This window comes from Parvibaculum sp., assembly GCF_040882025.1.
Lineage (GTDB): Bacteria > Pseudomonadota > Alphaproteobacteria > Parvibaculales > Parvibaculaceae > Parvibaculum.
Genome location: NZ_JBBECC010000203.1, coordinates 1 through 23194 on the forward strand (window position 1 = coordinate 1; position 23194 = coordinate 23194).

General features: G+C 63.3%; 23 protein-coding genes. 22 read left to right on the plus strand and 1 reads right to left on the minus strand.

From position 1 onward, the window contains the following. A partial coding sequence (locus WEB61_RS15540) for a transposase (RefSeq protein WP_368065252.1) occupies nucleotides 1-519 on the plus strand: 519 nt, incomplete at its 5' end. 110 nt (nucleotides 520-629) lie between these two features. Here WEB61_RS15540 and WEB61_RS15545 read toward each other — a convergent pair. Further along, nucleotides 630-869: a type II toxin-antitoxin system Phd/YefM family antitoxin gene (locus tag WEB61_RS15545; protein WP_368065253.1), complete on the minus strand. Its 240-nt coding sequence runs from the start codon at nucleotides 867-869 to the stop codon at nucleotides 630-632. Between the two features lie 154 nt (nucleotides 870-1023). Here WEB61_RS15545 and murJ point away from each other — a divergent pair, with 154 nt between their 5' ends. The 21 genes from murJ (at nucleotide 1024) to infB (ending at nucleotide 23167) form a co-directional block, all read left to right on the plus strand. Beyond that, a complete protein-coding gene (gene murJ / locus WEB61_RS15550; protein WP_368065254.1) occupies nucleotides 1024-2592 on the plus strand; it encodes a murein biosynthesis integral membrane protein MurJ in 1569 nt (522 codons plus the stop codon). 253 nt (nucleotides 2593-2845) lie between these two features. After that, nucleotides 2846-3853: a tryptophan--tRNA ligase gene (trpS, locus tag WEB61_RS15555; RefSeq protein ID WP_368065255.1), complete on the plus strand. Its 1008-nt coding sequence runs from the start codon at nucleotides 2846-2848 to the stop codon at nucleotides 3851-3853. Nucleotides 3854-3941: 88 nt separating this feature from the next. Beyond that, the gene (locus WEB61_RS15560) at nucleotides 3942-5012 is read left to right on the plus strand and encodes a DUF2333 family protein (protein WP_368065256.1); all 1071 of its coding nucleotides are present in this window, start codon (nucleotides 3942-3944) and stop codon (nucleotides 5010-5012) included. Nucleotides 5013-5064: 52 nt separating this feature from the next. Continuing rightward, the gene (locus WEB61_RS15565; RefSeq protein WP_368065257.1) at nucleotides 5065-5571 is read left to right on the plus strand and encodes a universal stress protein; all 507 of its coding nucleotides are present in this window, start codon (nucleotides 5065-5067) and stop codon (nucleotides 5569-5571) included. A gap of 76 nt (nucleotides 5572-5647) precedes the next feature. Further along, nucleotides 5648-6202 (plus strand): NifU family protein, encoded by a 555-nt coding sequence (locus WEB61_RS15570; protein WP_368065258.1) that lies wholly within the window; start codon nucleotides 5648-5650, stop codon nucleotides 6200-6202. Nucleotides 6203-6315: 113 nt separating this feature from the next. After that, nucleotides 6316-6906: a malonic semialdehyde reductase gene (locus tag WEB61_RS15575; RefSeq protein ID WP_368065259.1), complete on the plus strand. Its 591-nt coding sequence runs from the start codon at nucleotides 6316-6318 to the stop codon at nucleotides 6904-6906. 13 nt (nucleotides 6907-6919) lie between these two features. Continuing rightward, on the plus strand, nucleotides 6920-7609 hold the full coding sequence (gene tsaB / locus WEB61_RS15580; protein ID WP_368065260.1) for a tRNA (adenosine(37)-N6)-threonylcarbamoyltransferase complex dimerization subunit type 1 TsaB: 690 nt from the start codon (nucleotides 6920-6922) through the stop codon (nucleotides 7607-7609). Then, nucleotides 7606-8079 (plus strand): GNAT family N-acetyltransferase, encoded by a 474-nt coding sequence (locus tag WEB61_RS15585; RefSeq protein WP_368065261.1) that lies wholly within the window; start codon nucleotides 7606-7608, stop codon nucleotides 8077-8079. The genes tsaB and WEB61_RS15585 overlap by 4 nt, the downstream gene beginning before the upstream one ends. A gap of 115 nt (nucleotides 8080-8194) precedes the next feature. Continuing rightward, entirely contained in the window at nucleotides 8195-8674 is a 480-nt protein-coding gene (locus WEB61_RS15590) for a Fur family transcriptional regulator (protein ID WP_368065307.1), read from the plus strand. A gap of 41 nt (nucleotides 8675-8715) precedes the next feature. Continuing rightward, on the plus strand, nucleotides 8716-9588 hold the full coding sequence (locus WEB61_RS15595; RefSeq protein ID WP_368065262.1) for a lysophospholipid acyltransferase family protein: 873 nt from the start codon (nucleotides 8716-8718) through the stop codon (nucleotides 9586-9588). A 158-nt stretch (nucleotides 9589-9746) separates the two neighbouring features. Then, on the plus strand, nucleotides 9747-11138 hold the full coding sequence (gene miaB, locus WEB61_RS15600) for a tRNA (N6-isopentenyl adenosine(37)-C2)-methylthiotransferase MiaB (protein WP_368065263.1): 1392 nt from the start codon (nucleotides 9747-9749) through the stop codon (nucleotides 11136-11138). Between the two features lie 49 nt (nucleotides 11139-11187). Further along, nucleotides 11188-12201, plus strand: coding sequence for a PhoH family protein (locus WEB61_RS15605; protein WP_368065264.1), 1014 nt, complete (start codon nucleotides 11188-11190; stop codon nucleotides 12199-12201). 101 nt (nucleotides 12202-12302) lie between these two features. Then, nucleotides 12303-12737 carry an rRNA maturation RNase YbeY gene (ybeY, locus tag WEB61_RS15610; protein WP_368065308.1) on the plus strand — a complete coding sequence of 145 codons (435 nt, stop codon included), beginning with the start codon at nucleotides 12303-12305 and terminating at the stop codon, nucleotides 12735-12737. A gap of 6 nt (nucleotides 12738-12743) precedes the next feature. Continuing rightward, complete coding sequence (locus WEB61_RS15615; protein ID WP_368065265.1) at nucleotides 12744-13688, plus strand: hemolysin family protein; 945 nt, start codon at nucleotides 12744-12746, stop codon at nucleotides 13686-13688. A gap of 4 nt (nucleotides 13689-13692) precedes the next feature. Next, the gene (lnt, locus tag WEB61_RS15620; protein WP_368065266.1) at nucleotides 13693-15351 is read left to right on the plus strand and encodes an apolipoprotein N-acyltransferase; all 1659 of its coding nucleotides are present in this window, start codon (nucleotides 13693-13695) and stop codon (nucleotides 15349-15351) included. Nucleotides 15352-15566: 215 nt separating this feature from the next. Then, nucleotides 15567-16736, plus strand: coding sequence for a methionine adenosyltransferase (gene metK, locus WEB61_RS15625; RefSeq protein WP_368065267.1), 1170 nt, complete (start codon nucleotides 15567-15569; stop codon nucleotides 16734-16736). Between the two features lie 20 nt (nucleotides 16737-16756). Then, the gene (trmB, locus tag WEB61_RS15630) at nucleotides 16757-17482 is read left to right on the plus strand and encodes a tRNA (guanosine(46)-N7)-methyltransferase TrmB (protein ID WP_368065268.1); all 726 of its coding nucleotides are present in this window, start codon (nucleotides 16757-16759) and stop codon (nucleotides 17480-17482) included. 138 nt (nucleotides 17483-17620) lie between these two features. Beyond that, the gene (gene rimP, locus WEB61_RS15635; RefSeq protein ID WP_368065269.1) at nucleotides 17621-18241 is read left to right on the plus strand and encodes a ribosome maturation factor RimP; all 621 of its coding nucleotides are present in this window, start codon (nucleotides 17621-17623) and stop codon (nucleotides 18239-18241) included. Nucleotides 18242-18246: 5 nt separating this feature from the next. Next, nucleotides 18247-19860 (plus strand): transcription termination factor NusA, encoded by a 1614-nt coding sequence (nusA, locus tag WEB61_RS15640; RefSeq protein ID WP_368065270.1) that lies wholly within the window; start codon nucleotides 18247-18249, stop codon nucleotides 19858-19860. Further along, nucleotides 19847-20488 carry an RNA-binding protein gene (locus WEB61_RS15645; protein WP_368065271.1) on the plus strand — a complete coding sequence of 214 codons (642 nt, stop codon included), beginning with the start codon at nucleotides 19847-19849 and terminating at the stop codon, nucleotides 20486-20488. Before nusA ends, WEB61_RS15645 begins: the two co-directional genes overlap by 14 nt. A gap of 36 nt (nucleotides 20489-20524) precedes the next feature. Next, nucleotides 20525-23167, plus strand: a complete 2643-nt coding sequence (gene infB, locus WEB61_RS15650) for a translation initiation factor IF-2 (RefSeq protein WP_368065272.1) — start codon at nucleotides 20525-20527, stop codon at nucleotides 23165-23167. The last annotated feature ends 27 nt before the right edge of the window (nucleotides 23168-23194 follow it).

Here is a 23194-nt window from a genome sequence, read left to right on the forward strand (position 1 = left end):
GGACAGCTCGACACGATCGCCGAACCAACGGTGCGACGCATGATCGCCGCGCGCCTCGCCGGCCTTGCGCGCGACATCCTCACCCTCGACCGCGCCATCCGCCGGGCCGTTGCAGAAGACGAGGTCATGAACCGCCGCTTCGTCTTGCTCGGCAAGGTCATGGGCGTTGGGCCGGTCCTCGCCTCGACCCTCATCGCCGACCTCCCCGAACTGGGGCGTATCTCCGCAAAGCGCATCGCCTCTCTCGTCGGCGTCGCCCCGCACGCCAGACAATCCGGCCGATCCGACCGGCGCGGCAGATGTATTGGCGGAAGGCGCCAGGTCCGGGATGTGCTCTATATGGCCGCCCTCAGCGCCATCAAGGCCAAGGCGCCGCAACTCGAACCCTTCTACCGAAGGCTCCGGCAAAACGGGAAGACCTTCAAGATTGCCATTACCGCTGTGATGCGGAAGTTCATCACCATCCTCAATGCCATCGTCCGCGACAGCATCAACGACCAGAAACAAATCGCAGCATGATCCACAGTTGCTTGACCCGGCAACCCAGAAGCCGCGCAAGCGGCGTCTCCCTTCACAAAAACTCTTCGCTCTGCCTCTCTTCGTCCCGCGCATCCGACTCACACGGACGGTCAAACCCGTCCGTCCACCGTCTTGCCGTCTGACAGCCGCGCCCGCGCGATGTCGGCGAGTTCAAAATTCTCAAGCCGCCTCATCATCACCTCATAGTCTTCGGCAGGCACGCAATAGAACGTCGGCTTGTTGCGGCTGAGGATGACCACCGGACCCTCGGCCTCCCTGACGACACGGGCTGGATTGGCTCTGAATTCGGCAATGCTGGCCGAGCAATCGGCGAATACGCGCTGGCTCATGATCACGTCTTCCGGTGCTGTTGAACGACACCAGATTAGTCGCTTTCCGGAACATTTCGAGTCCATGATAGCGGGGCCTCTTTCGCTGTTGGCCATTTCCGGCGAACAGGGCTAGAGATTCTCATCTGCCCCAACCGGCGAGCCGCCGCCTGCCATGACCTCCAAGCCCAGCCCGAAACCCGCCAGCATCGCCCGCTCCGCCGCCACCATCGGCGGCACCACGCTGGTGAGCCGCCTTTTGGGCTTCCTGCGCGACGTCATGATGGCGGCAGCTCTCGGCGCCGGCCCCATCGCCGACGCCTTTTTCGTCGCCTTCCGCTTCCCCAACATGTTCCGCTCGATCTTCGCCGAAGGCGCCTTCAACGCCGCCTTCGTGCCGCTCTTTGCCAAGCGCCTGGAAGGCGAGGGCAGGGCGCAAGCGCGGCGCTTTGCCGAAGACGCGCTCTCGGTGCTTCTGGTAGCGCTTCTCGTGCTGACGCTCGCCGCCGAAATCGCCATGCCCTGGATCATGCTGGCCTTCGCGCCGGGTTTCGCCGAGGACCCGCAGAAATTTGCCTGGGCGGTCGAGTTCACGCGCATCGCCTTTCCCTATCTCCTCTTCATCTCGCTGACGGCGCTGCAATCGGCGATCCTGAATTCGCTCGGCCGTTTCTTTCCGGGCGCTGCCGCACCCGTGATGCTCAACGTCACGCTGATCCTGGCGATCCTCTTTCTGGTGCCCCTGACGGACAATCCGGGTACGGCGCTTTCCTGGGGCGTCGCGGCGGCGGGCGTCGTGCAGTTCGCCTGGCTGGCCGTGTCGCTCTGGCGCGCCGGTTTCGTTTTGCGCCTGCGGTTCCCCAGACTGACGCCCGATGTCCGCCGTCTCTTTCGCCTCGGCGTGCCGGGCGTCGTCGCCGGCGGCATCACGCAGGTCAACCTCACCATCGGCACCATCATCGCCTCGCTGCAGGCGGGCGCCGTGTCGTGGCTTTATTATGCCGACCGGATTTATCAGCTTCCGCTCGCCGTCATCGGCATAGCGATCGGCGTCGTGTTGCTGCCCGACCTTTCGCGCCGCCTGCGCGCGGGCGACGGCGCGGGCGCCGCCAATGCGCAAAACCGCGCCGTCGAATTCGCGATGCTGTTGACGGTTCCGGCCGCCGCCGGCATCGCGGTGCTGGCCTTCGACATCATCGGCGTGCTTTTCGAGCGCGGCGCCTTCGGAGCCGCCGATACGCAAGCGACTGCGCTGGCGCTGATCGTCTATGCGGCGGGCCTGCCGGCCTTCGTGCTGATCAAGATTTTCCAGCCCGCTTTTTTCGCCCGCGAGGACACGAAGACGCCCTTGCGCTTCGCCGCCGTCTCGATCGTCGTCAACATCGCGGCAAGCATCGTCCTCTTCCAGTTCATCGGCTATGTCGGCATCGCGGTCGGCACCGTGCTCGCCGCCTGGACCAATGTCGGCCAGCTCGCCGCGCGCCTCTGGAAAAGAGGCGACTTCGCGCCCGACGCCGCGCTCGCCCGCGCCCTGCCGCTCATCGTCATGGCCGCCATCGGCATGGGCGCGGCCCTCTGGTTCGGCCGCGCCGCGCTCGGCGGGCCCCTTGCCGCCGCGCTGCCGCTGGCCCTCGCCACGCTCTTTGCGCTGATCGCCGGCGGCGCCGTCGTCTATTTCTTCCTCTGCCAGATAACGGGCGCCGCCAGGCTCTCCGACCTCCGCCGCGCCATCAGGCGGGGCTGAGAACCGGGGATTACTTAATTTAGGTCAGCCGCGCTGCCCGAAGCGGGGATAAGTGCTATTTATCCCCGGGGTCGGACCCGGGGATAAACCGCCGCCCGGAGCATTTATGACAGTTTTGTGACAGTTCCGTGACAGAGGGGGGGTTTTCTGCGAATCTTCGCTGCCTCTTGGGGGATTGCCTTCACTTCCCGTCCGCCGCATAAACCCTCCGCACGCCTGTTTCGGGGGCGGCGCGAGGCCACGGATTCGAGTGATGGAACAGCCCCAGAACCGCGTTTTTTCAGGCGTACAGCCCACCGGCAATCTGCATCTCGGCAACTATCTCGGCGCGATCCGAAATTTCGTTCCGCTGCAGAAGACGCATGAATGCATCTATTGCGTCGTCGATATGCACGCGATCACGGTCTGGCAGGATCCGAAGGAGCTGGCGTCGAACACCCGCGAGGTGGTCGCGGCCTATATCGCGTCGGGCATCGATCCGTCCACGAACATTATTTTCAACCAGTCGAAAGTCTCGGCCCATGCCGAGCTTGCCTGGATCCTGAATTGCGTCGCCCGCATCGGCTGGCTCAATCGCATGACCCAGTTCAAGGACAAGGCCGGCAAGGATCGCGAGAAGGCGTCGGTCGGTCTCTACGCCTATCCGGTGCTGATGGCGGCTGACATTCTCGCTTACCGCGCGACGCATGTGCCGGTCGGCGACGACCAGAAGCAGCATCTGGAACTCGCCCGCGACACGGCGCAGAAATTCAACAATGATTTCTGCGTGCAGGATTTCTTTCCGCTGCCCGAGCCCCTGATCATGGGGCCGGCGACGCGCGTGATGAGCTTGCGTGACGGTACGAAAAAAATGTCGAAGTCGGACCCTTCCGATCTCTCGCGCATCACCATGCGCGACAGCGCCGACGACATCGCGAAGAAAATCCGTAAAGCCCAGACCGATCCCGAGCCGCTGCCCGAAACGGTCGAAGACCTCAAGGATCGTCCGGGCGCCGACAATCTGGTCGGCATCTATGCGGCGCTCGCCGGCACGTCGAAGGCGGATGTTCTGGCGCTCTTTCCGGGCGCCCAGTTTTCGGTCTTCAAGCCGGCGCTGGCCGATCTCGCGGTCGAAAAGCTCTCGCCCATAACGGACGAAATGACGCGGCTGATGGCCGATCCCGCCTATATCGACAAGGTGCTGGCCGAGGGCGCCGGCCGCGCCCATGCGATTGCCGATCCGATCCTCGCCCGCGTCAAGGAGATCGTCGGTTTCATTTGAGGGGGCAAACTTGATCGCGCAGCAGTCCGATCCCATCTAGACTGGATGCCGCGCGTCCCGCAACCCGTGCCCGACGGAGCTTAGCCTCATGTCTTTCCGCGAACGCCTCGCCGCCATGTGGGACAGGCTGCGTCACCGCTGGATGTATCGTCGCGGCGACGGCAGCACGGCGCCTGTCGCGTCCGCCGCCGCCAAAAGCTTTTCCATCACAGGCCTCTTTGCGCGCCTCAACCGCCCCGGCATGGGCGGCCTTCTGCGCCGCGCGGCGATCGCGGTCGCCGTCGTTATCCTGCTTTATTATCCGATCGGCATGATCTGGGTTCACGCCGTCGACGACGATCCGGATTTCGTGCCAGCCGCAACCGACCTCGTGCCCGGCGGCAGTGAAGCGGTCGCCGTCGCTGCCGCCCTGATCGATCGCGAAGTCAATCGTCACAGTTGGGTCGCCAACGATCCGTTCTTCATGCCGGGCACGCTGCTCGACAACATGCCGAACTATCAGCAGGGCATCATGTCGGCGCTGGCGCGTTTCGGTTTCGAGCTCACCGACCAGCTCGGCCGCACGCGCGGTTCCTCGGCGGCCGATCCGGACCTGCAACAGGCGGCGGGCGCGCTGCAATATCCCGGCAATGTCTGGCTGTGGAATCCGAGCGTCTCGCTGATGCCGCAGGCAAGCTCCGAAGGTCGATACCGCGAAGCGCGCCTGAAACTCCTGAGCTACAACGCGCGCCTCGCGCAGGGTCAGGCAAATTACGACATGCGCGCCGACAATCTGCTGGCGACCATCGAGCGTTTCGCCGCCGATCTCGGTTCGTCCTCCGCCCTGATCGACAGCCATATTTCCGAAGCGTCGGGAAGCTTCTTCGACAGCGACGCCGACGACGTCTTCTATATGACGAAGGGCAAGCTCTACGGCTACTACATGGTCCTGAAAGCGCTCGGCAATGATTTCGCGCCGATCATCAAGGAGCGCAATCTGCAAAAGCCGTGGAACGAAATGATCGAGACCTTCCGCAAGGCGGCATTGCTCGATCCCTGGGTCGTCTCCAATGGTGCGCTTGATGCCCAGTTCCAGCCGAACCACCTGGCCACCCAGGGCTTCTATCTGCTGCGCGCCCGCACCCAGCTCCGCGAAATCAGCAATATCCTGCTGAAATAGGAGCCACACACCGCCGCTTGCTCCCTGCCGCCGCCGGTGGCAGCATCGCATCATGAGCGAAGTCAGGACAGACCGAACCGGCAAGGCGACCACGAAGCGGCGCAAATTTCTCGTTGTTGTCGACGGCACGCCGGAATCGGAAGTCGCCCTTCATTTCGCCAGCCTTCGCGCGACGCATACGGACGGCGTCGTCACGCTTCTCGCCGTTCTTGAGCCGGGCGAAGCCTCGCAGCAATGGCTCGGCGTTCAGAACATCATGCGCGAGGAAGCGCGTGCGGAGGCCGAAGAACTGCTTCACCGCCTCGCCGCCCATGTCAACGAATATGCCGGTATCGTGCCCGAACTGGTGATCCGCGAAGGCCGCGCCGCCGAAGAAGTGAAACAGTTGATTGAGGAAGATCGCGACATCGCGATTCTGGTGCTTGCCGCCGGCACCGGCAAGGAAAGCCCGGGGCCGCTGGTCACAATGGTGGCCGGCACCGCCGACAAGGCTTTCCCGATTCCCGTGACCGTTGTTCCCGGCAACCTCACCGACGAGGCAATCCGCGCTCTGGCTTGATTCTGCGGGTGTGACGGTCCATCTATAGAGAAAGCTTGTGGCCGCGTGCCGCCAATCCACGTCAGCAGGGTTTGTCATGTTCATCCAGACCGAGGCGACGCCCAATCCGGCGACCTTGAAATTTTTGCCCGGCCGCGAGGTTCTCGGGGAGGGCCGCGCTGCCGATTTTCCGACACGCGAAGCGGCCGAGCGATCGCCGCTTGCCATGCGTCTTTTCGCGGTCGAGAACGTCGCGGGCGTCTTCTTCGGCTCGGACTTCATCACCGTCACCAAGTCGGGCGGCGAGTGGCAGCATCTGAAGCCGGCGCTTCTGGGCGCGATCATGGAGCATTTCACCGGTGGCGCGCCGATCCTCTTTGCCTCCGCCGACGAAAGCGCCCATGCCGAGGGCAATGGCGAGAACGGCGACATCGTCCGCGAGATCAAGGAAATTCTCGATACCCGCGTCCGCCCCGCCGTTGCGCAGGATGGCGGCGACATCACCTTCCAGGGCTATGAAGACGGTATCGTCTTCCTCAACATGCAAGGCGCCTGTGCGGGCTGCCCGTCTTCCACGGTCACGTTAAAGCGCGGCGTGGAAAACATGCTGAAGCACTACATTCCCGAAATCGTCGAAGTCCGCCAGGTCTGAACGCCCGCCTGACGCGCAGTCAAACGGACGCGCCGGGGCTGGCGCGCGCCCGCGAACGCGCTATCGTGTCGGTTGTATTTCACTCCGGCACTTTCACGAAGGAGACAGCGGTCATGACGACGCTCGACGGTGACGCGCTCGATACGATCTTCCGCAAGGCGCGAACGCATAATGCGTGGACGGACGAGCCCGTTTCCGACGCGACCCTGAAAGAGCTTTACGAAGTGATGAAATGGGGCCCAACCAGCGCCAATTGTTCGCCCGCCCGGATCGTTTTCGTGAAGTCGAAGGAAGCGAAGGAAAAGCTCGCGCCGGCGCTCTCCGAAGGCAATCTGAAGAAAACCATGGCAGCGCCCGTCACCGCCGTTATCGGCTATGATCTCGAATTCTACGAACGCCTGCCCGAACTTTTCCCGCACGAACCGGCCGCCAAGACCTGGTTCAACTGGTCGGCGGAATGGGCGGAGATGACGGCTTTCCGCAATGGTTCGCTGCAGGGCGCCTATTTCATGATCGCCGCTCGTGCGCTCGGCCTCGATTGCGGCCCGATGTCGGGGTTTGACATGAAGAAGGTCGACGAGGCCTTTTTCGGCGGCACGACGGTGAAATCGAACTTCCTCTGCAATCTCGGACATGGCGATCCGTCGGCGCTCTTCCCGCGCAGCCCGCGTCTCGCCTTCGACGACGCCTGCAAGATCATCTGACCACGGAGCGGCCTTGATCGTCCTCGCCTTCGACACCGCGCAAGGCGCGCTTTCCGCCGCCGTTCACGACGGCGAGGGAGCTCTTGCCTCCGCGTTCGAACTCAGGACGCGCGGCCATGCCGAAGAGCTGATGCCGATGCTCGAAACGGTGCTGGCCGAAGCAGCCCTCGGTTTTGCCGATCTCGATGCCCTCGCCGTCACCATCGGTCCCGGCACCTTTACAGGCCTTCGCGTCGGGCTTGCTGCGGCGCGGGGTCTTGCGCTGGCGCGGGAGCTGCCGCTTGTCGGCATAACGACGCTCGAGGCCATCGCCGCCGACGTTGTCGCAGGCGACGGTGAAGTCATCGTCGCGGCCTTCGATGCAAAGCGCGGCGAGGTCTATCTGCAGGCATTCGATGCCGCACACGCACCCCTGACCGAACCCGCGCTGGTCGCGGTCGCAGATGTGGCGGCGCTGCTGCCGCGCCGAAAGCTTCTGCTGGTCGGCACCGGCGCGGCGTTGCTGGAGGTCGCGCTACACGATTTCGAGCGGCGTCTTGCCGACGCGCCGGCGCAGCCCCATGCCGATGCGGTCGCGCGCCTGGCGCTCCAGCGGCTGGAAGCGAAAGGTCTCGACGCCTTCCGCGTCGCGCCGGCGCCGCTCTATATCAGGGCCCCCGATGCGAAGCTTCCGGGCGGCCGCGATCCGGGCGAGGCCGCATGAACGCGGCCGCAATCCGTCCGCTCGCTGCCGCCGAATTCGAACAGGCGGCGGCGCTTCACGCGCTTTGCTTTGATGATTGGTGGGACGTGCCGACGCTGGAGCGTCTCCTTGCCATGCCGGGCGCCCTTGCGCTTGCAGCGGTTGCCACGCCAAAGGCACCGCTTGCCGGCTTCGTCCTCGCGCGAATCGCAGCCGGCGAAGCCGAAATTCTGACGATTGCCGTTGCCCCCGCCGCCCGGGGGCAGGGGCTCGGCCGCGGCCTTGTGGAAGCCGTTGCTGCAACCGCGCTTGCAGGTGGCGCGACGGCTCTTTTCCTCGAAGTCGCTGAGGACAACCAGCCGGCCCTCGGCCTCTATAGCCGGCTTGGTTTTCGTGACGTTGGCATGCGCCCGGCCTATTACGTGCGCCCGGCAGGGCGCATCGCGGCGCGTATCCTGCGGCTCGATCTTGGTACTGCCGCATTGTCGTAAATCCTTGATATTCGAAGGGTCATATGGGCGCTGCCGCTGCGGCCCGTCTGCCGCGCGCTAATGACAACGAGGCACATGTTGGCCTATGATGCCGGCGATGACAGACAAGACCACCATGACGGCTGCCTTGCGCCCCGAAGATGCGCCGAACGATCCCGACCGGATCGAGAATCTTTGCGTCGAAAAGGGCATGCGCATGACCGATCAACGCCGTGTCATTGCGCGCGTCTTGTCGGTTGCGCACGATCACCCCGATGTCGAGGAGGTCTATCGCCGCGCCTCCGATGTCGACAGCAAGATTTCGATCGCCACCGTCTACCGCACCGTGCGCCTCTTCGAGGAAGCCGGCATTCTGGAGCGTCACGATTTCCGCGATGGCCGCTCGCGTTACGAGCAGGTGACGGAAGAGCATCACGACCACCTGATCGATCTGCAGACGGGCGCTGTGATCGAATTTCACAACGACGAGATCGAGCGGCTGCAACAGATCATCGCGCGCGAACTCGGCTTCGAGCTTGTCGATCATCGCCTGGAGCTCTACGGCGTACCGCTCAATCGCGGGCGGCGGCCGGACGGTAAGGGCAACAAGGCGTGAGGCCCCACCGCCGTTGAACGGCGGGGGGTGTGGAGACGCACATGGCAACCGCGCGTGCCGCTGTTTTGCTGGCCGGCTTTATTTCCTCGGCGATCCTGTTGATGCCGCTTCAATGGCTGGGGCTGAAGCTCGGCCTGCCTTATGCGCGTGCGCTGCCCAATCGCTATCATCGTTTTCTCTGCCGTCTGATCGGCATCCGTGTGACACGGCGCGGTGAGCCGCACAAAGGCAGCGCCTGTCTGATTGCCGCCAACCACACCTCCTGGCTTGACATTCCGGTCATCGCCTCGCTCGAACCTTGTTCCTTCGTCGCCAAGAGCGAGGTCGCGGGCTGGCCCTTTTTCGGCACGCTGGCGCGCCTTCAGCGGACGGTCTTTGTCGAGCGCGAGCGGCGCACCCGCACCGCCCATTCGCGCAACGAAATTCATGCCCGTATCGCCGCCGGCGATCGGCTGGTGCTCTTTCCCGAGGGCACGTCGTCGGACGGCAATCGCGTGTTGACGTTCAAAAGCGCCCTGATGAGTGTTGCCCAGCTCACCGTCGTCAACGGCGAGGAAGACCGCGAGGCCGATCTGGTTGTTCAGCCGATGTCGGTCGCCTATGTGCGGTTGCACGGGCTGCCGATGGGCCGCTATTTCCGTCCCTTTTTTGCCTGGTACGGCGATATGGAGCTTTTTCCCCATCTCTGGGAGGCCTTTTCGCTCGGTCCCATTGAAGTGGTGGTCGAGTACCACAAGCCGGTCACGATCCGTGAAATCGGCAATCGGAAAGCGCTGGCCGCTTATTGCGAGAAGTGCTGCCGCGACGGCCAGGCCCGGGCCTTGACCGGCCGCTGGCCGGAGGTGGTCCCCGACGGCGCCGCGCTGGCCGCCGCCGAAGGGGCTGTGCGCCGGCTCGCAGGCGCAGGCGTCTAGATGGCCCTCCCCGGGCTTGCCCATTACGTGATAGGGTGGTGTTGAACCTGGGCCGATTGCCCGGCGCCACCGAGTTTGAGAGCGTCCGAAGGAGACGAGCGCACATATTGCCCAATGACACAGCGCCATTCCCTCCCGCCGCGCCGGGTCCGGCTTCGATGATCGAAGCCCAGCCCCGCGTGTCGCGCAAGAAAATCTTCGTCAAGACCTATGGCTGCCAGATGAACGTCTACGACTCGGCGCGTATGGTCGACGTCATGGCGCCCGAAGGCTATGACGAGGTCGTGACGCCGGAAGATGCCGATATCATCGTTCTGAACACCTGCCATATCCGCGAAAAGGCGGCCGAAAAGGTTTATTCGGAGCTTGGCCGCTTGCGAGCGCTGAAAAAGGAAAAATCCGATCGTGGCGAAAACCTGCTGATCGGTGTCGCCGGTTGCGTCGCGCAAGCTGAAGGCGAAGAGATGCGCCGTCGCGCGCCGATGGTCGATCTGATCGTCGGGCCGCAGACCTATCACCGCCTGCCGGAATATGTCGCGCGCCTCGCCAATGGCGGCCCGGCAATCGTTGAAACCGAGTTCCCGGCCGACGACAAGTTTGACAGCCTGCCCGCGCCCGAGCGCCGGAAAACGCTGGCGCGCGGGGCGACCGCCTTCCTGACCATTCAGGAAGGTTGCGACAAGTTCTGCACTTTCTGTGTCGTACCTTACACGCGTGGTTCGGAGTTCTCCCGCCCTCTCATCCGCATCGTGGAAGAAGCGCAGGCGCTGGTTGACGCAGGCGTGCACGAGATCACGCTGCTCGGGCAGAATGTGAATGCCTGGCATGGCGAGGATGCCCAAGGCCGTTCGGCGACGCTCGGCCGTCTCATTCGCGCACTGGCGGAAATCGACGGGCTTGCGCGGCTGCGCTACACGACAAGCCATCCGCGCGACATGGATGACGAACTGATCGCGGCGCATGCCGAGGTGCCGGCCTTGATGCCCTATCTGCATCTGCCGGTGCAATCGGGCTCGGACCGCATTCTCGCCGCCATGAACCGCCGCCACACCGCCGACGAATATCTGCGGCTGATCGATCGTGTTCGCGCGGCCCGTCCCGATATCGCGCTTTCTTCCGACTTCATCGTTGGCTTCCCCGGCGAGACGGAATCCGATTTCGAGGCAACACTCGCGCTGATCGACGCGGTCGGCTATGGGCAAGCCTACAGCTTCAAATACAGCCCCCGTCCCGGCACGCCGGCGGCGAGCGAGGAAGATCAGCTTCCCGATGACGTAAAGAACGAACGCCTGCAGCGTCTGCAGACGCTTCTCGGCGAACAGCAACTTGCCTTCAATGCGTCCTGCGCGGGTCGTGTTTTGCCGGTTCTCTTCGATCGGCGCGGCCGCGGCGAGACGCAACTGGTCGGGCGCAGTCCCTATCTGCAATCGGTTCATGTCGAGGACGCGCCGCCGCATCTCTTCGGAAAGATTGTCGATGTCGCGATCGAGGATGGCCACCGCAACAGTCTGCGCGGTCGCCTCCGCGAAAACGAAACCGTCACGGCGTGAAGATGTCGCCGCGATCCCGAAACGAACAGGGTGAAAGGACAGGGTGCAGTTGAGCGCAACGAGTGGGAGCAAGACGGCGGAAAATGCCGACAGTCTCGTGATCGCCTTTGACGACAACCGGCTGTTGACGGAGCTTTTCGGCGCGAACGACCGGCATCTGGCGCGGATCGAACAGGGTCTCGGTGTGCTGGCGACCTCGCGCGGCAACAAGCTGGTCATCACCGGCACCGCTCATGCGCGCAATCAGGCCGATCGGGTGTTGAAGGATCTCTATGCGCGCCTGAAATCGGGCGAGGAGGTCAATGCCGGCGAGGTTGACGGTGCGATCCGCATGGCGACGGCGCCCGACGCCGATCTGGAGAAACCGCAGGGCGGCGCAAGCGGCCAGCGAATCCAGACCAAACGCCGCGTCATCGGCCCGCGCTCGCAGACGCAGGGCACCTATATCGATGCGCTGATGAACCATGAACTTGTTTTCGGCATCGGCCCGGCCGGCACCGGCAAGACCTATCTTGCCGTCGCCGTTGCCGTCTCGATGCTGCTGCAGAAGCGTGTCGATCGTATCATCCTCTCGCGCCCGGCCGTCGAGGCCGGTGAGCGCCTCGGCTTTCTGCCGGGCGATCTGAAGGAGAAGATCGATCCCTATCTGCGCCCGCTTTACGATGCGCTCTACGACACGCTGCCCGGCGAACAGGCAATGAAGGGCATCGAGTCGGGTGAGATAGAAGTCGCGCCGCTCGCCTTCATGCGTGGTCGCACGCTGGCCAATGCCTTCGTCATTCTCGACGAAGCGCAGAATTGCACGCCGGTGCAAATGAAGATGTTCCTGACACGGCTCGGTGAAAACAGCCGCATGGCGATTACCGGTGACCCGAGTCAGGTCGACCTGCCGCTCGGCGCAAAATCGGGACTGAGGGACGCACTGGAAGTTCTGGATGGCGTCGATGGCATTGCGACCGTGCGCTTTACCGATGCCGATGTTGTGCGCCATCCGCTGGTGACACGGGTGGTCAAGGCTTACAACAGCCGTGATCGCGGCCTTCTTGGAGACGGCGGCAAATGACGGCGGCACGTACGGTGGCCGAGGTGGGGCGGAACGTCGAAGGCCAAAGCCCTGATTCCGGTCTCGCAATCGACATTCTGCATGAGACAGCCGGCTGGGACATGACGACCGAAGAAATCCTGCGCCGTGCAGCCACACATGCCTACGGCGCTATACGCGGTGCCGCGCCCGCCGAACTTTCCATCGTGCTGACCGACGATATGCGGATCGCCGATCTCAACAAGAGCTGGCGCGGCAAGGATGGCCCGACCAATGTTCTTTCCTTTCCGGCTGCCGAAATGCCCGGCGCGGCCACGGTCCTTCTGGGCGACGTTGTGCTGGCGCGCGAAACCATTGGCCGGGAGGCCGACGCCCAGGGCAAGCGCTTCGCCGACCACCTGTCGCATCTCACCATTCACGGCGTCTTGCATCTTCTCGGATACGATCATGAAAGCGATTCCGAAGCAGACGAGATGGAAGCGCTGGAGCGCGATATACTGAAAGATCTCGGCATCGCCGATCCCTACGACGCAGATCGCTTCTCCCATGAGTCCTGACCGACGATGACCGAGACGACCGACCGACCATCCCCCTCTTCCGCCGCGTCGTCGCGAACGCGCTTCGGCTGGCTGCGCGCACTGCTTGGCGGAAGCAATGGCGACAATACCTTGCGCGAAAGTCTCGAGGAGGTGATCGAGGAGCATGATGGGGCGCGGCGCAGCCTGACCGACGAAGAACGCCACATGCTGGTGAATATCCTCAGCTTCGGTCAGTTGCGCGTCGACGACGTCATGGTGCCGCGCGCCGACGTGATCGCGGTCGAGGAGAATGCCTCACTGGAAGAAGTATTGCGCCTCTACCGGGAATCGGCGCATTCGCGCATGCCGATCTATCGCGAAACGCTGGACGATCCGATCGGGATGGTTCACATAAAGGACGTCATGGCCTGCCTCACACCGCTGGAAGGCGGCACGGACGAGCGTCCGCCGTTCGCTCTCACGACAATCCGCCGTGAGGTACTGTTTGCACCGCCGTCAATGCCGGCGCTCGACTTGCTGGTCAAGATGCAAGCGACCCGCATTCACCTTGCGTTGGTGATCGACGAATATGGCGGTACCGACGGGCTGGTGTCGATCGAGGATCTGGTGGAACAGATCGTCGGTGAAATAGAGGACGAACACGATACCGACGAGGGCCCTGCGCTGGTGCGTCGCGAGGATGGCACCATCGATGCCGACGCGCGCTGCCCGATCGAGGAACTGGAAGAGATGACCGGCTTGCGGCTGATCGAGAACGGCGACGAGGACGATGTCGATACGCTGGGCGGGCTGGTGTTCTCGCTTCTGGGCCGCATACCGTTGCGCGGCGAAATGGTACGCCACCCGGCCGGGCTTGAATTCGAGGTGAAGGAGGTCGACCCGCGCCGCATCAAGCGCATGCGTGTCCATCTTCTGCCGTCGGCCGCGCGCGCAAGTGAAGCGGCATCCTCGACGTCCGCGGTGAGCTGAGCGCGTGCGCTTCGAGAACGGCCTGTCCGCCGCCGTCTATCATGTCGAGCGGATCGCCGCCGAGCTTGCCGAACTCCGCGGTTGGCGCCGTGCCGCCGCTGCCTTTCTCGCTGGCGCGCTGAGCACGCTGGCACTGTCGCCCTACAACTTCCTGCCGATTCTCTTTTTGACCTTCCCGGTCCTCGTCTGGTTGATCGATGGCGTCGGCGAACCGACTCGCTCGCGCCGCCGCCGCGTCATGTGGCGCGCCGGTCTGCTCGGCTGGTGGTTCGGATTTGGTTATTTCTTCCTTGGACTCTACTGGGTCGGTCACGCCTTTCTCGTCGAAGCCGAGAAATTCGCCTTCCTTCTGCCGCTGGCGGTTACTTTGCTGCCGGCGGGTCTGGCGCTCTTTACCGGCGCAGCCGCCGCCCTTGCGCGTCTCTTTTGGTTTCGCGGTTACCGCCGCGTAGCGGTCTTCGCAGTCGCGTGGACGGTTTTCGAGTGGCTGCGCGGCCATGTGCTGACCGGCTTCCCGTGGAATTTGATTGGCCAGAGCTTCGCGACCTCCGACGCTCTGATGCAGGCAGGCGCGATGGTCGGCGTCTACGGTCTGTCATTCATTGCATTGCTGGTTGTTGCTGCGCCCGCCACCTTCGACAGTCGCGTCCATGCGGCGCGGCGCGGGCCAGGCATCGAACTGCTGGCGGCGCCAGCCATCGCGCTGGCCGGTCTGGCGCTGGTCTGGCTCGGCGGCGCGGCGCGCATTTCGGCAGCCGACTTTGCCACACCCGCCGCGACCGGCACGTCGATCCGTATCGTCCATCCCAACACACCCTTTGCCGAAAACTGGAACGACTCCGGTCGCGTGCTCACTATCATCGGACAATTGCTCCGCATGTCGCGAGATCCGACGCCGGAACGTCCGCAAGGTATCGACGGCAACACCATCATCGTCTGGCCCGAAAACGCCGTGCCGGTATTGCTGGCGCGCGAACCCTATGTGCTCTCGGCCATCGGCCGTATCTTGCCGGAGGGTGCCAAGGTCATCGTCGGTTCGAACCGTGGCGAGCCGGCACCCGATGGCCACGTTTTCTACAACAGTCTTTACGTCGTCGATTCGACCGGCGCGATTGCAGCGACTTACGACAAGCATCATCTGGTTCCCTTCGGCGAGTATGTGCCGCTGCGCCACTGGCTCGGCCGTCTGGGCTTGCGCCAGCTTGTGCAGTTTCAAGGCAGCTTCGAGAACGGTTCTGGTCCGGTGACACTCGAGTTGCCGGGCACACCGCCCGTCAGTCCCCTGATTTGCTATGAAGTGATTTTTCCGGGCGGCATCGTCGCACCGGAAACCAGGCCGCAATGGCTCGTCAACATCACGAACGATGCCTGGTTTGGCGCATCCATAGGACCACATCAGCACTTGTCGCAGGCGCGCTTTCGCGCGGTCGAGCAGGGACTGCCGCTCATTCGTTCGGCCAATAGCGGCATTTCGGCCTTGATCGATCCCTATGGCCGCCTGGTGAAAAGCCTATCGCTCGACACCCAGGGCGTCATCGACGCACCTTTGCCGGCGGCGCTGCAACCGACGCTCTACGCCCGCCTCGGCGATGCCTTTCTGGCCTTGCTTCTGATAGCGACAGCTTTTGCCGCTTCATTCGGCCGTGAGCCGCTGAAACGATAGCCATGTTCAAAAGGCCTGGCTTTCGACGAGCAGCCCACGGATGTGGTATTGGCATGAATTACGGGAAATATATCATCAATATGCACGTATGTGCATATCTTTTTGCCACTGGCTGTTGACCCCGCTCTCGATCCTTGCAAAAACCTTGTCGCCGGACGGGCCGCACGGGCCTTGTTCGATGCAAAACTCATCTCAAACCCATGAGGGAGATCAAATTGGCGCGGTCGAATTTCCTGTTTACGAGCGAATCCGTCTCAGAGGGCCACCCCGACAAGGTTTGCGACCGGATTTCCGACGCCGTCGTCGATCTCTATCTTTCGGGCGATCCCTTCGCGCGGGTGGCCTGCGAAACGCTGACCACGACCAACAAGATCGTGCTCGCCGGCGAAGTGCGCGGCCCGGCTTCGATCACCAAGGAACAGATCGAGGAAACCGCGCGTCAGGCCGTGAAGGCGATCGGCTATGAGCAGGCGGGCTTTCACTGGAAGAACGCGAGCGTCGACGTGCTGCTTCATGCGCAGTCGGCGGACATCGCGCAAGGCGTTGACGCCAGCGGCAACAAGGACGAAGGAGCCGGCGACCAGGGCATCATGTTCGGCTACGCCTGCACCGAAACCGATGTGTTGATGCCCGCGCCGATCGTCTATGCGCATCGTATTCTGAAGCGCATGGCCGAGGACCGCCATTCCGGCAAGCGTCCCGAGTTCGAGCCCGACGCCAAGAGCCAGGTCACGCTGAAATACGAAAACCGCAAGCCTGTCGGCGTCACCTCCGTCGTCGTTTCGACGCAGCACAAGGAAGACGTTACGCAGGAGAAGCTGCGCGAGCTCGTTCGCGATGTCGTCAAGGAAGTGCTGCCCGACGGCTGGTTCCCGCCGGAAGAGGAATTTTATGTCAACCCGACGGGCAAATTCGTCATTGGCGGCCCCGATGGAGATGCGGGCCTGACGGGCCGCAAGATCATCGTCGACACCTATGGTGGCGCGGCGCCCCATGGCGGCGGTGCCTTCTCCGGCAAGGATCCGACCAAGGTCGACCGTTCTGCCGCCTATGCCGCGCGCTACCTCGCGAAAAACGTTGTAGCGGCGGGTCTTTCCGAGCGCTGCACCATTCAGCTTTCCTACGCGATCGGCGTCTCAAAACCACTTTCGATCTATGTCGATCTCCATGGCACCGGCAAGGTCGAGGAAGAAGCCGTTGAGCGCGCCGTTGCGAAGGCGATGGATCTCTCGCCCCGCGGCATCCGCGAACAACTCGGTCTCAACAAGCCGATCTACGAGCGCACCGCTGCCTATGGTCATTTCGGCCGTACGCCGGACGCGGATGGTGGCTTCTCGTGGGAAGCGACCAACCTTGCCGACAAGATCAAGGCTGAAATCCGCTAACCAGCAAAGCCCTTCGCGGCATGAGCCCCAGAAGTTCACATTTGGGCGGCGCGGCGGAAAAATCCCGTCGCCACATTTATGGACGGACCAAGGGCAAGACGCTGCGTTCCCGTCAGGCGAATTTGATGGAGACCCTGTTTCCCAAGGTCTCCATTTCGCTTGACGCCGCCTGCATCGATCCTCGCTCTCTGTTTGAGGATGTGGATGACATCTGGCTCGAGATCGGCTTCGGCGGCGGCGAACATCTGGCACACAATGCCGCCCAAAATCCCCGCATCGGCATTATCGGCTGCGAGCCCTTCATCAACGGCGTGGCGAAACTCGTCGCCGAGATCGATGAGCGCGATCTGAGGAACGTCCGTCTTCTTGCCGACGACGCGCGCTTCCTGCTTGAGCGTCTTGAGCCGGTTTCCCTGTCCCGCGTCTTTATTCTCTATCCCGATCCCTGGCCGAAAAAGCGCCACAACAAGCGCCGCTTCGTGAACGATGAGACCTTGGGCTTTCTAGCCGCCGCTCTGAAGCCCGGCGGCGAACTGCGCTTCGCCAGCGACATCCCCGACTACATCGCCTGGACGCTGGCCCATGTGAGCCACTTTAATCGGGAAAACGGCGAGACCTTCCGCTGGACGGCGGAAAAAGCGTCGGACTGGCGCGCACCCTATGAAGCCTGGCCTGGCACCCGTTATGAGGCCAAGGCAATCCGCGAAGGCCGGGTCCCGGTTTATCTGGCATTTGAACGCCTCTAGCATGGGAGGTCTTGCCCCGACCCCCGAAAAAGGTCTATATAGGCGTCAATTAGTCAGCGATGCTCTCGAGAGTGGGCTGTCTCCGGAAACGGGGGCCCGCTTTTTTTGTTTCTTGGGGGCCGCATTCGGAGAACGCCATTGGCAGCGACCGGTCTGGACAGGAAAGAAGCGAACGAGGCGGCAAATGCCGTCCTCGATACGCCTCTTGTTGCCGCGCCGGGCCCTGCTCGCCGCATTTTCGAATTGTTGCGCGGGCCCGCCGAAAGCATCGGCTTCGAGATCGTGCGCGCGCGCTTCGGTCTGCAGGATGGGCACACGCTGCAGATCATGGCCGAGCGTCCCGACGGTACGATGTGCGTTGCCGATTGCGAGGAGTTGTCGCGCACCATTTCGGCGCTGCTCGATGTCGAGGATCCAATTCCCGGCGAATACAATCTCGAAGTTTCCTCGCCGGGTATCGATCGCCCGCTGACGCGGCCCAAGGATTTCGAACGCTGGGCCGGCTTCGAGGCAAAACTTGAATTGACGGAACCGATCGGCGGCCGCAAGCGGTATCGCGGTCTCCTTCAGGGCATTGAAGACGGCGAAGTTCTCGTCGAATGCGAGATCGAAGGTTTTTCGGAACCGCAGGTTCTCGGCCTGCCGTTCCGATTGTTGGGCGAGGCGAAGCTCACGATGAGCGACGACCTTATCAAGGAAAGTCTCAAAAGACAGGGCCGGGCGGCACCCGCTCCCGACAGCCCCTCCGACGGAGAATAAAGAGAATGGCAACGGCAGTTAGCGCCAACCGGCTTGAACTGTTGCAGATCGCAGATGCGGTCGCGCGCGAAAAGTCGATCGACCGAGAGGTCGTCATCGAAGCGATGGCGGAAGCGATCCAGAAAGCGGCGCGTTCCCGCTACGGCGCGGAGAACGAAATCCGCGCCCGCATCAATCCGCAGACCGGCGAAATTCGCCTGGTGCGGTTGCTGGAGGTTGTCGAGACGGTCGACAATGATGCCATCCAGATCGACATCAAGTCGGCGCAGCGCCGTAATCCCGCCGCCCAGCTCGGTGACCTGATCGAAGATGAATTGCCCCCGGTCGATTTCGGCCGCATCGCCGCCCAGACCGCCAAGCAGGTCATCGTGCAGAAGGTACGCGATGCCGAGCGTGAGCGGCAATATGACGAATATCGCGACCGCATCGGCGAGATCATCAATGGCATCGTCAAGCGCGTCGAATACGGCAACGTCATCGTCGATCTTGGCCGTGGCGAGGCCATCGTGCGCCGCGACGAACTCCTGCCACGCGAAACATTCCGCAATGGCGATCGGGTGCGCGCTTATATCTACGATGTGCGTCGCGAGCAGCGCGGGCCGCAGATTTTCCTTTCGCGCTCCCATCCGCAATTCATGGCCAAGCTCTTCGCGCAGGAAGTGCCGGAAATCTATGACGGCATTATCGAGATCAAGGCAGTGGCGCGCGATCCGGGCAGCCGTGCCAAGATCGCGGTGCTCTCCAACGACTCGTCCATCGATCCCGTCGGCGCCTGCGTCGGCATGCGCGGCAGCCGCGTCCAGGCGGTGGTCAATGAGCTGCAGGGCGAAAAGATCGACATCATCCAGTGGTCGCCCGATGCTGCTACCTTCATCGTCAACGCGCTGGCACCGGCCGAGGTTGCCAAGGTCGTGCTCGACGAAGACGCCCAGCGCATCGAAGTCGTGGTGCCGGACGATCAGCTTTCGCTCGCCATCGGCCGTCGAGGCCAGAACGTGCGTCTTGCCTCGCAGCTCACCGGTTGGGATATCGACATCCTGACCGAGGCCGAGGAAAGCGAGCGCCGCCAGGCGGAATTCCAGAGCCGCAGCGCGACCTTTGCCGAGGCGCTGGATGTCGACGAGATGATCGCCCAGCTTCTCGCTTCCGAAGGTTTTGCCTCCGTCGAGGAAGTTGCCTATGTCGATCTCGACGAGATCGCCGGCATCGAGGGCTTCGACGAGGATACCGCACAGGAAATCCAGAACCGCGCCCTTGAATATATCGAACGCCAGAACGCCGAATACGATGAGAAGCGCCGCGCACTCGGTGTTGCGGACGAGTTGGGCGAGGTGCCGGGCGTTACGCCGAAAATGCTGGTGGCCTTCGGCGAAAACGATATCAAGACGGGCGAGGATTTGGCCGGCTGCGCGACCGACGATCTGATTGGCTGGAACGAAACGGTGAACGGCGAGCGCAAGCACCAGAAGGGTATTCTGGAAGACTTCGACGTCTCGTCCGAGGAAGCGAACGAGATGATCATGCAGGCGCGGTTGCGTGCCGGCTGGATCACCGAGGCCGACCTTGCTCCCGCCGAGGAACCGGCCGAGGAAACGGGCGAGGTCGGTGAAGAGGCATAAAGAGGACGACGAAGCCGAGCGGCGCTGCATCGTTACCGGCGAGCATGGCACAAAGACGGAGTTGATCCGTTTTGTCCTCGATCCCGAGGGTTGCGTGGTGCCGGATCTTGCCGGCCGGTTGCCCGGCCGCGGGCTCTGGGTCTCGGCGAGCCGCGCCGCTGTTGAAAAAGCGGTGGCCAAGGGCCATTTCTCGCGTGCTGCCAAAGCCCCGGCCAAAGCCGATGAAGGGCTTGCCGATCTTGTCGAGCGTCTGCTGGCGCGCCGCGCCGCCGATGCGCTGGGGCTGGCCCGCAAGGCGGGCGCGCTGGTGGCGGGTTTCGAGAAGGTGACGACAGCCATCGAGAAGGGCCGGATCGCCTGCCTCATCGAGGCTCGCGATGGCGCCGAGGATGGCCGCCGCAAGCTCGAACAGCGCCTTCGGGTGGCGAAAGAGCTGGAGATTCTGGCCGATGTACCTGTTTTGAGCCCCCTCTGGGCGGACGAAATGGGTTTGGCATTGGGGCGCGGAAATGTGATACATGCAGCCCTGATCCAGGGAGGCATGCAGGCAAAAGTCGTGGCGGATCTTGCCAGGCTGGAGCGCTATGGGCGGAAGAACCGCCCGGAAAACGCCCGCGCGGGCCCATGAGGGCGCGAAGGGCGAATGGGTAACCGAAGGACCGGAATGACCGATCAGGCCGATACGAGCGAACGCAAACCGAAAACAGGCGGCAAGACGCTGAGCCTGAAGCGGACGGTCGAGTCTGGCCATGTGCGCCAGAATTTTTCGCATGGCCGCACCAAGACGGTGGTCGTCGAGAAGAAGAAGAGCCGCACGCTGAAAACCGGCGCGGCTGCTGCCGAAGAGCCGGCGGTCGCGAAAAAAGCGCCCGCCGCCGCAAAAAAGCAGACGGCAGAGCCGACGCCTGCTGCCGCTGCCGTCGAAGCCGAAACCGCGAAGCCGGCAAAGAAAGCCGCTGCGCCGGCCGCGGTGGCCGCACCGGCTGCGGCTCCCGCCGCCAAAGAAAAGCCCGCCAGCCGTGCCCGCTCCGGCATTGTGTTGCGCACGCTTACTGAAGAAGAAAAGCAGGCCCGTGCATTGGCGCTCGACAGCGCGCGCGAGCGCGAAGGCGAGGATCGGCGTCGCGCTGAAGAAGAAGCGAAACGCTACGCCAGCGAGGATGAGCGCCGCGAGCGCGAACGCGCCGAAGCCGCCGCCCGCGCTGCGGAGGAAGCCGCACGCCTTGCCGCCGAACAACAGACGCGTTCGCGCGCCGCCGAAGAGGCCAAGCGCCGCCTCGACACCGAAGCGCCCGTCGGCCGCGTTGCAACGAAGGATATGAAGAGCGACGAAGTCGAGGACGACGACAAGCCGAAGCGTGGCGCCGGCCACACGCCGGCCAAGCCCCCGGTCGCGCGTCGCACCGAGGAGCGCCGTCGCGGCAAGCTCACCATCACCAAGGCATTCGACGACGAGGGCGATCGCCAGCGTTCGCTCGCGTCGATGCGCCGCCGCGTCGAGCGCGAGCGCAAGAAGCACATGGGCATCCAGGAAGCCCCGCAGAAAATCATCCGCGAAGTCGTCATCCCCGAAATCATCACGATTCAGGAACTCGCGAACCGCATGGCGGAACGTGCAGTGGATGTGATGAAGATTCTGATGAAGCAGGGCATCATGCTGAAGATCACCGACGTGATCGACAGCGATACGGCCCAGCTTGTCGCCGAGGAACTCGGCCACACGGTCAAGCGCGTTGCAGAATCGGACGTCGAAGAGGGCCTTGTCGGCGAGGACGATACAACCGAGTCGAAGAAGCCCCGCGCGCCTGTCGTCACCGTCATGGGCCATGTTGATCACGGCAAGACATCGCTGCTCGACGCGTTGCGCAAGACCGATGTGGCGGCCGGCGAAGCAGGCGGCATCACCCAGCATATCGGCGCCTATCAGGTGAACCTGAGCTCCGGCGAGCGCATCACCTTCTTGGACACGCCGGGTCATGCGGCATTTACCTCGATGCGCGCACGCGGCGCGAAGGTCACCGATATCGTCGTGCTGGTCGTCGCGGCGGATGACGGCGTCATGCCGCAAACGGTAGAAGCCATCAATCATGCGAAGGCGGCTGGCGTGCCGATCATCGTGGCGATCAACAAGATGGACAAGCCCGACGCCGATCCGAGCCGCGTCAGGAACGAACTGCTGCAGCACGAAATCGTCGTCGAGGAATTCGGTGGCGACGTGCTGGCCGTTCCGATTTCGGCGAAAACGGGCATGGGTCTCGACAGGCTCGAAGAAACGATCCTTCTGCAAGCCGAACTTCTCGACATTCGCGCCAATCCCGATCGCGCTGCCGAAGGCATCATCGTCGAGGCCAAGCTCGATCGCGGCCGCGGGCCCGTCGGCACCGTACTGGTGCAGCGCGGCACGCTGCGCGTCGGCGACATCATTGTGGCCGGCGCCGAATGGGGCCGCGTCCGCGCCCTGATCAACGATCGCGGCGAAAATGTCATGAGCGCCGGTCCTTCGGAGCCTGTCGAGGTTCTGGGTCTTGGTGGCGCGCCGGAAGCCGGCGACGTGATAAGCGTCGTCGAAAGCGAGACGCGCGCCCGCGAAGTCACCGAATACCGTCAGCGTGTCCAGCGCGACAAGCGCGTCGGCACCGGCGGCCGCACCTCGCTCGACCAGATGCTGTCGCAGTTGAAAGAGCAGGACAAAAAAGAGCTGCCCATCGTCGTCAAGGCGGACGTGCAGGGTTCGGCGGAAGCCATCGTGCAGGCGCTCGAGAAACTCGGCACCGACGAGGTCACCGCGCGCGTCATTCATGTTGGCGCCGGCGGCGTTACCGAGAGCGATATCACGCTGGCGACCGCATCGGGTGCGCCTGTCATCGGCTTCAACGTCCGCGCCAACGCGCAGGCGCGCGAAGCGGCACGGCAGGCGGGCGTCGAGATTCGGTATTATTCGGTCATCTACGATCTTGTGGACGACATCAAGGCGGCGCTCTCCGGCATGCTTTCGCCGGAACTGCGCGAAACCTTCCTCGGCAACGCCGAAATCCTGGAAATATTCAACATTTCCAAGACCGGCAAGGTTGCCGGCTGCCGTGTCACCGAAGGCGTGGTGCGCCGTGGCTCCAGTGTGCGCCTGATCCGCGACGATGTGGTGGTGCATGAAGGCAAGCTTTCGACCTTGAAGCGTTTCAAGGACGAAGTGAAGGAAGTGCAGTCCGGTCAGGAATGTGGCATGGCCTTCGAAAGCTATCAGGACATGCGCAAGGGCGACGTCATCGAGTGCTTCGATGTCGAGGTGGTGAAGCGCAGCCTCGCCTGATCGCGGGGCCGCCACCCGGCCCGGCAC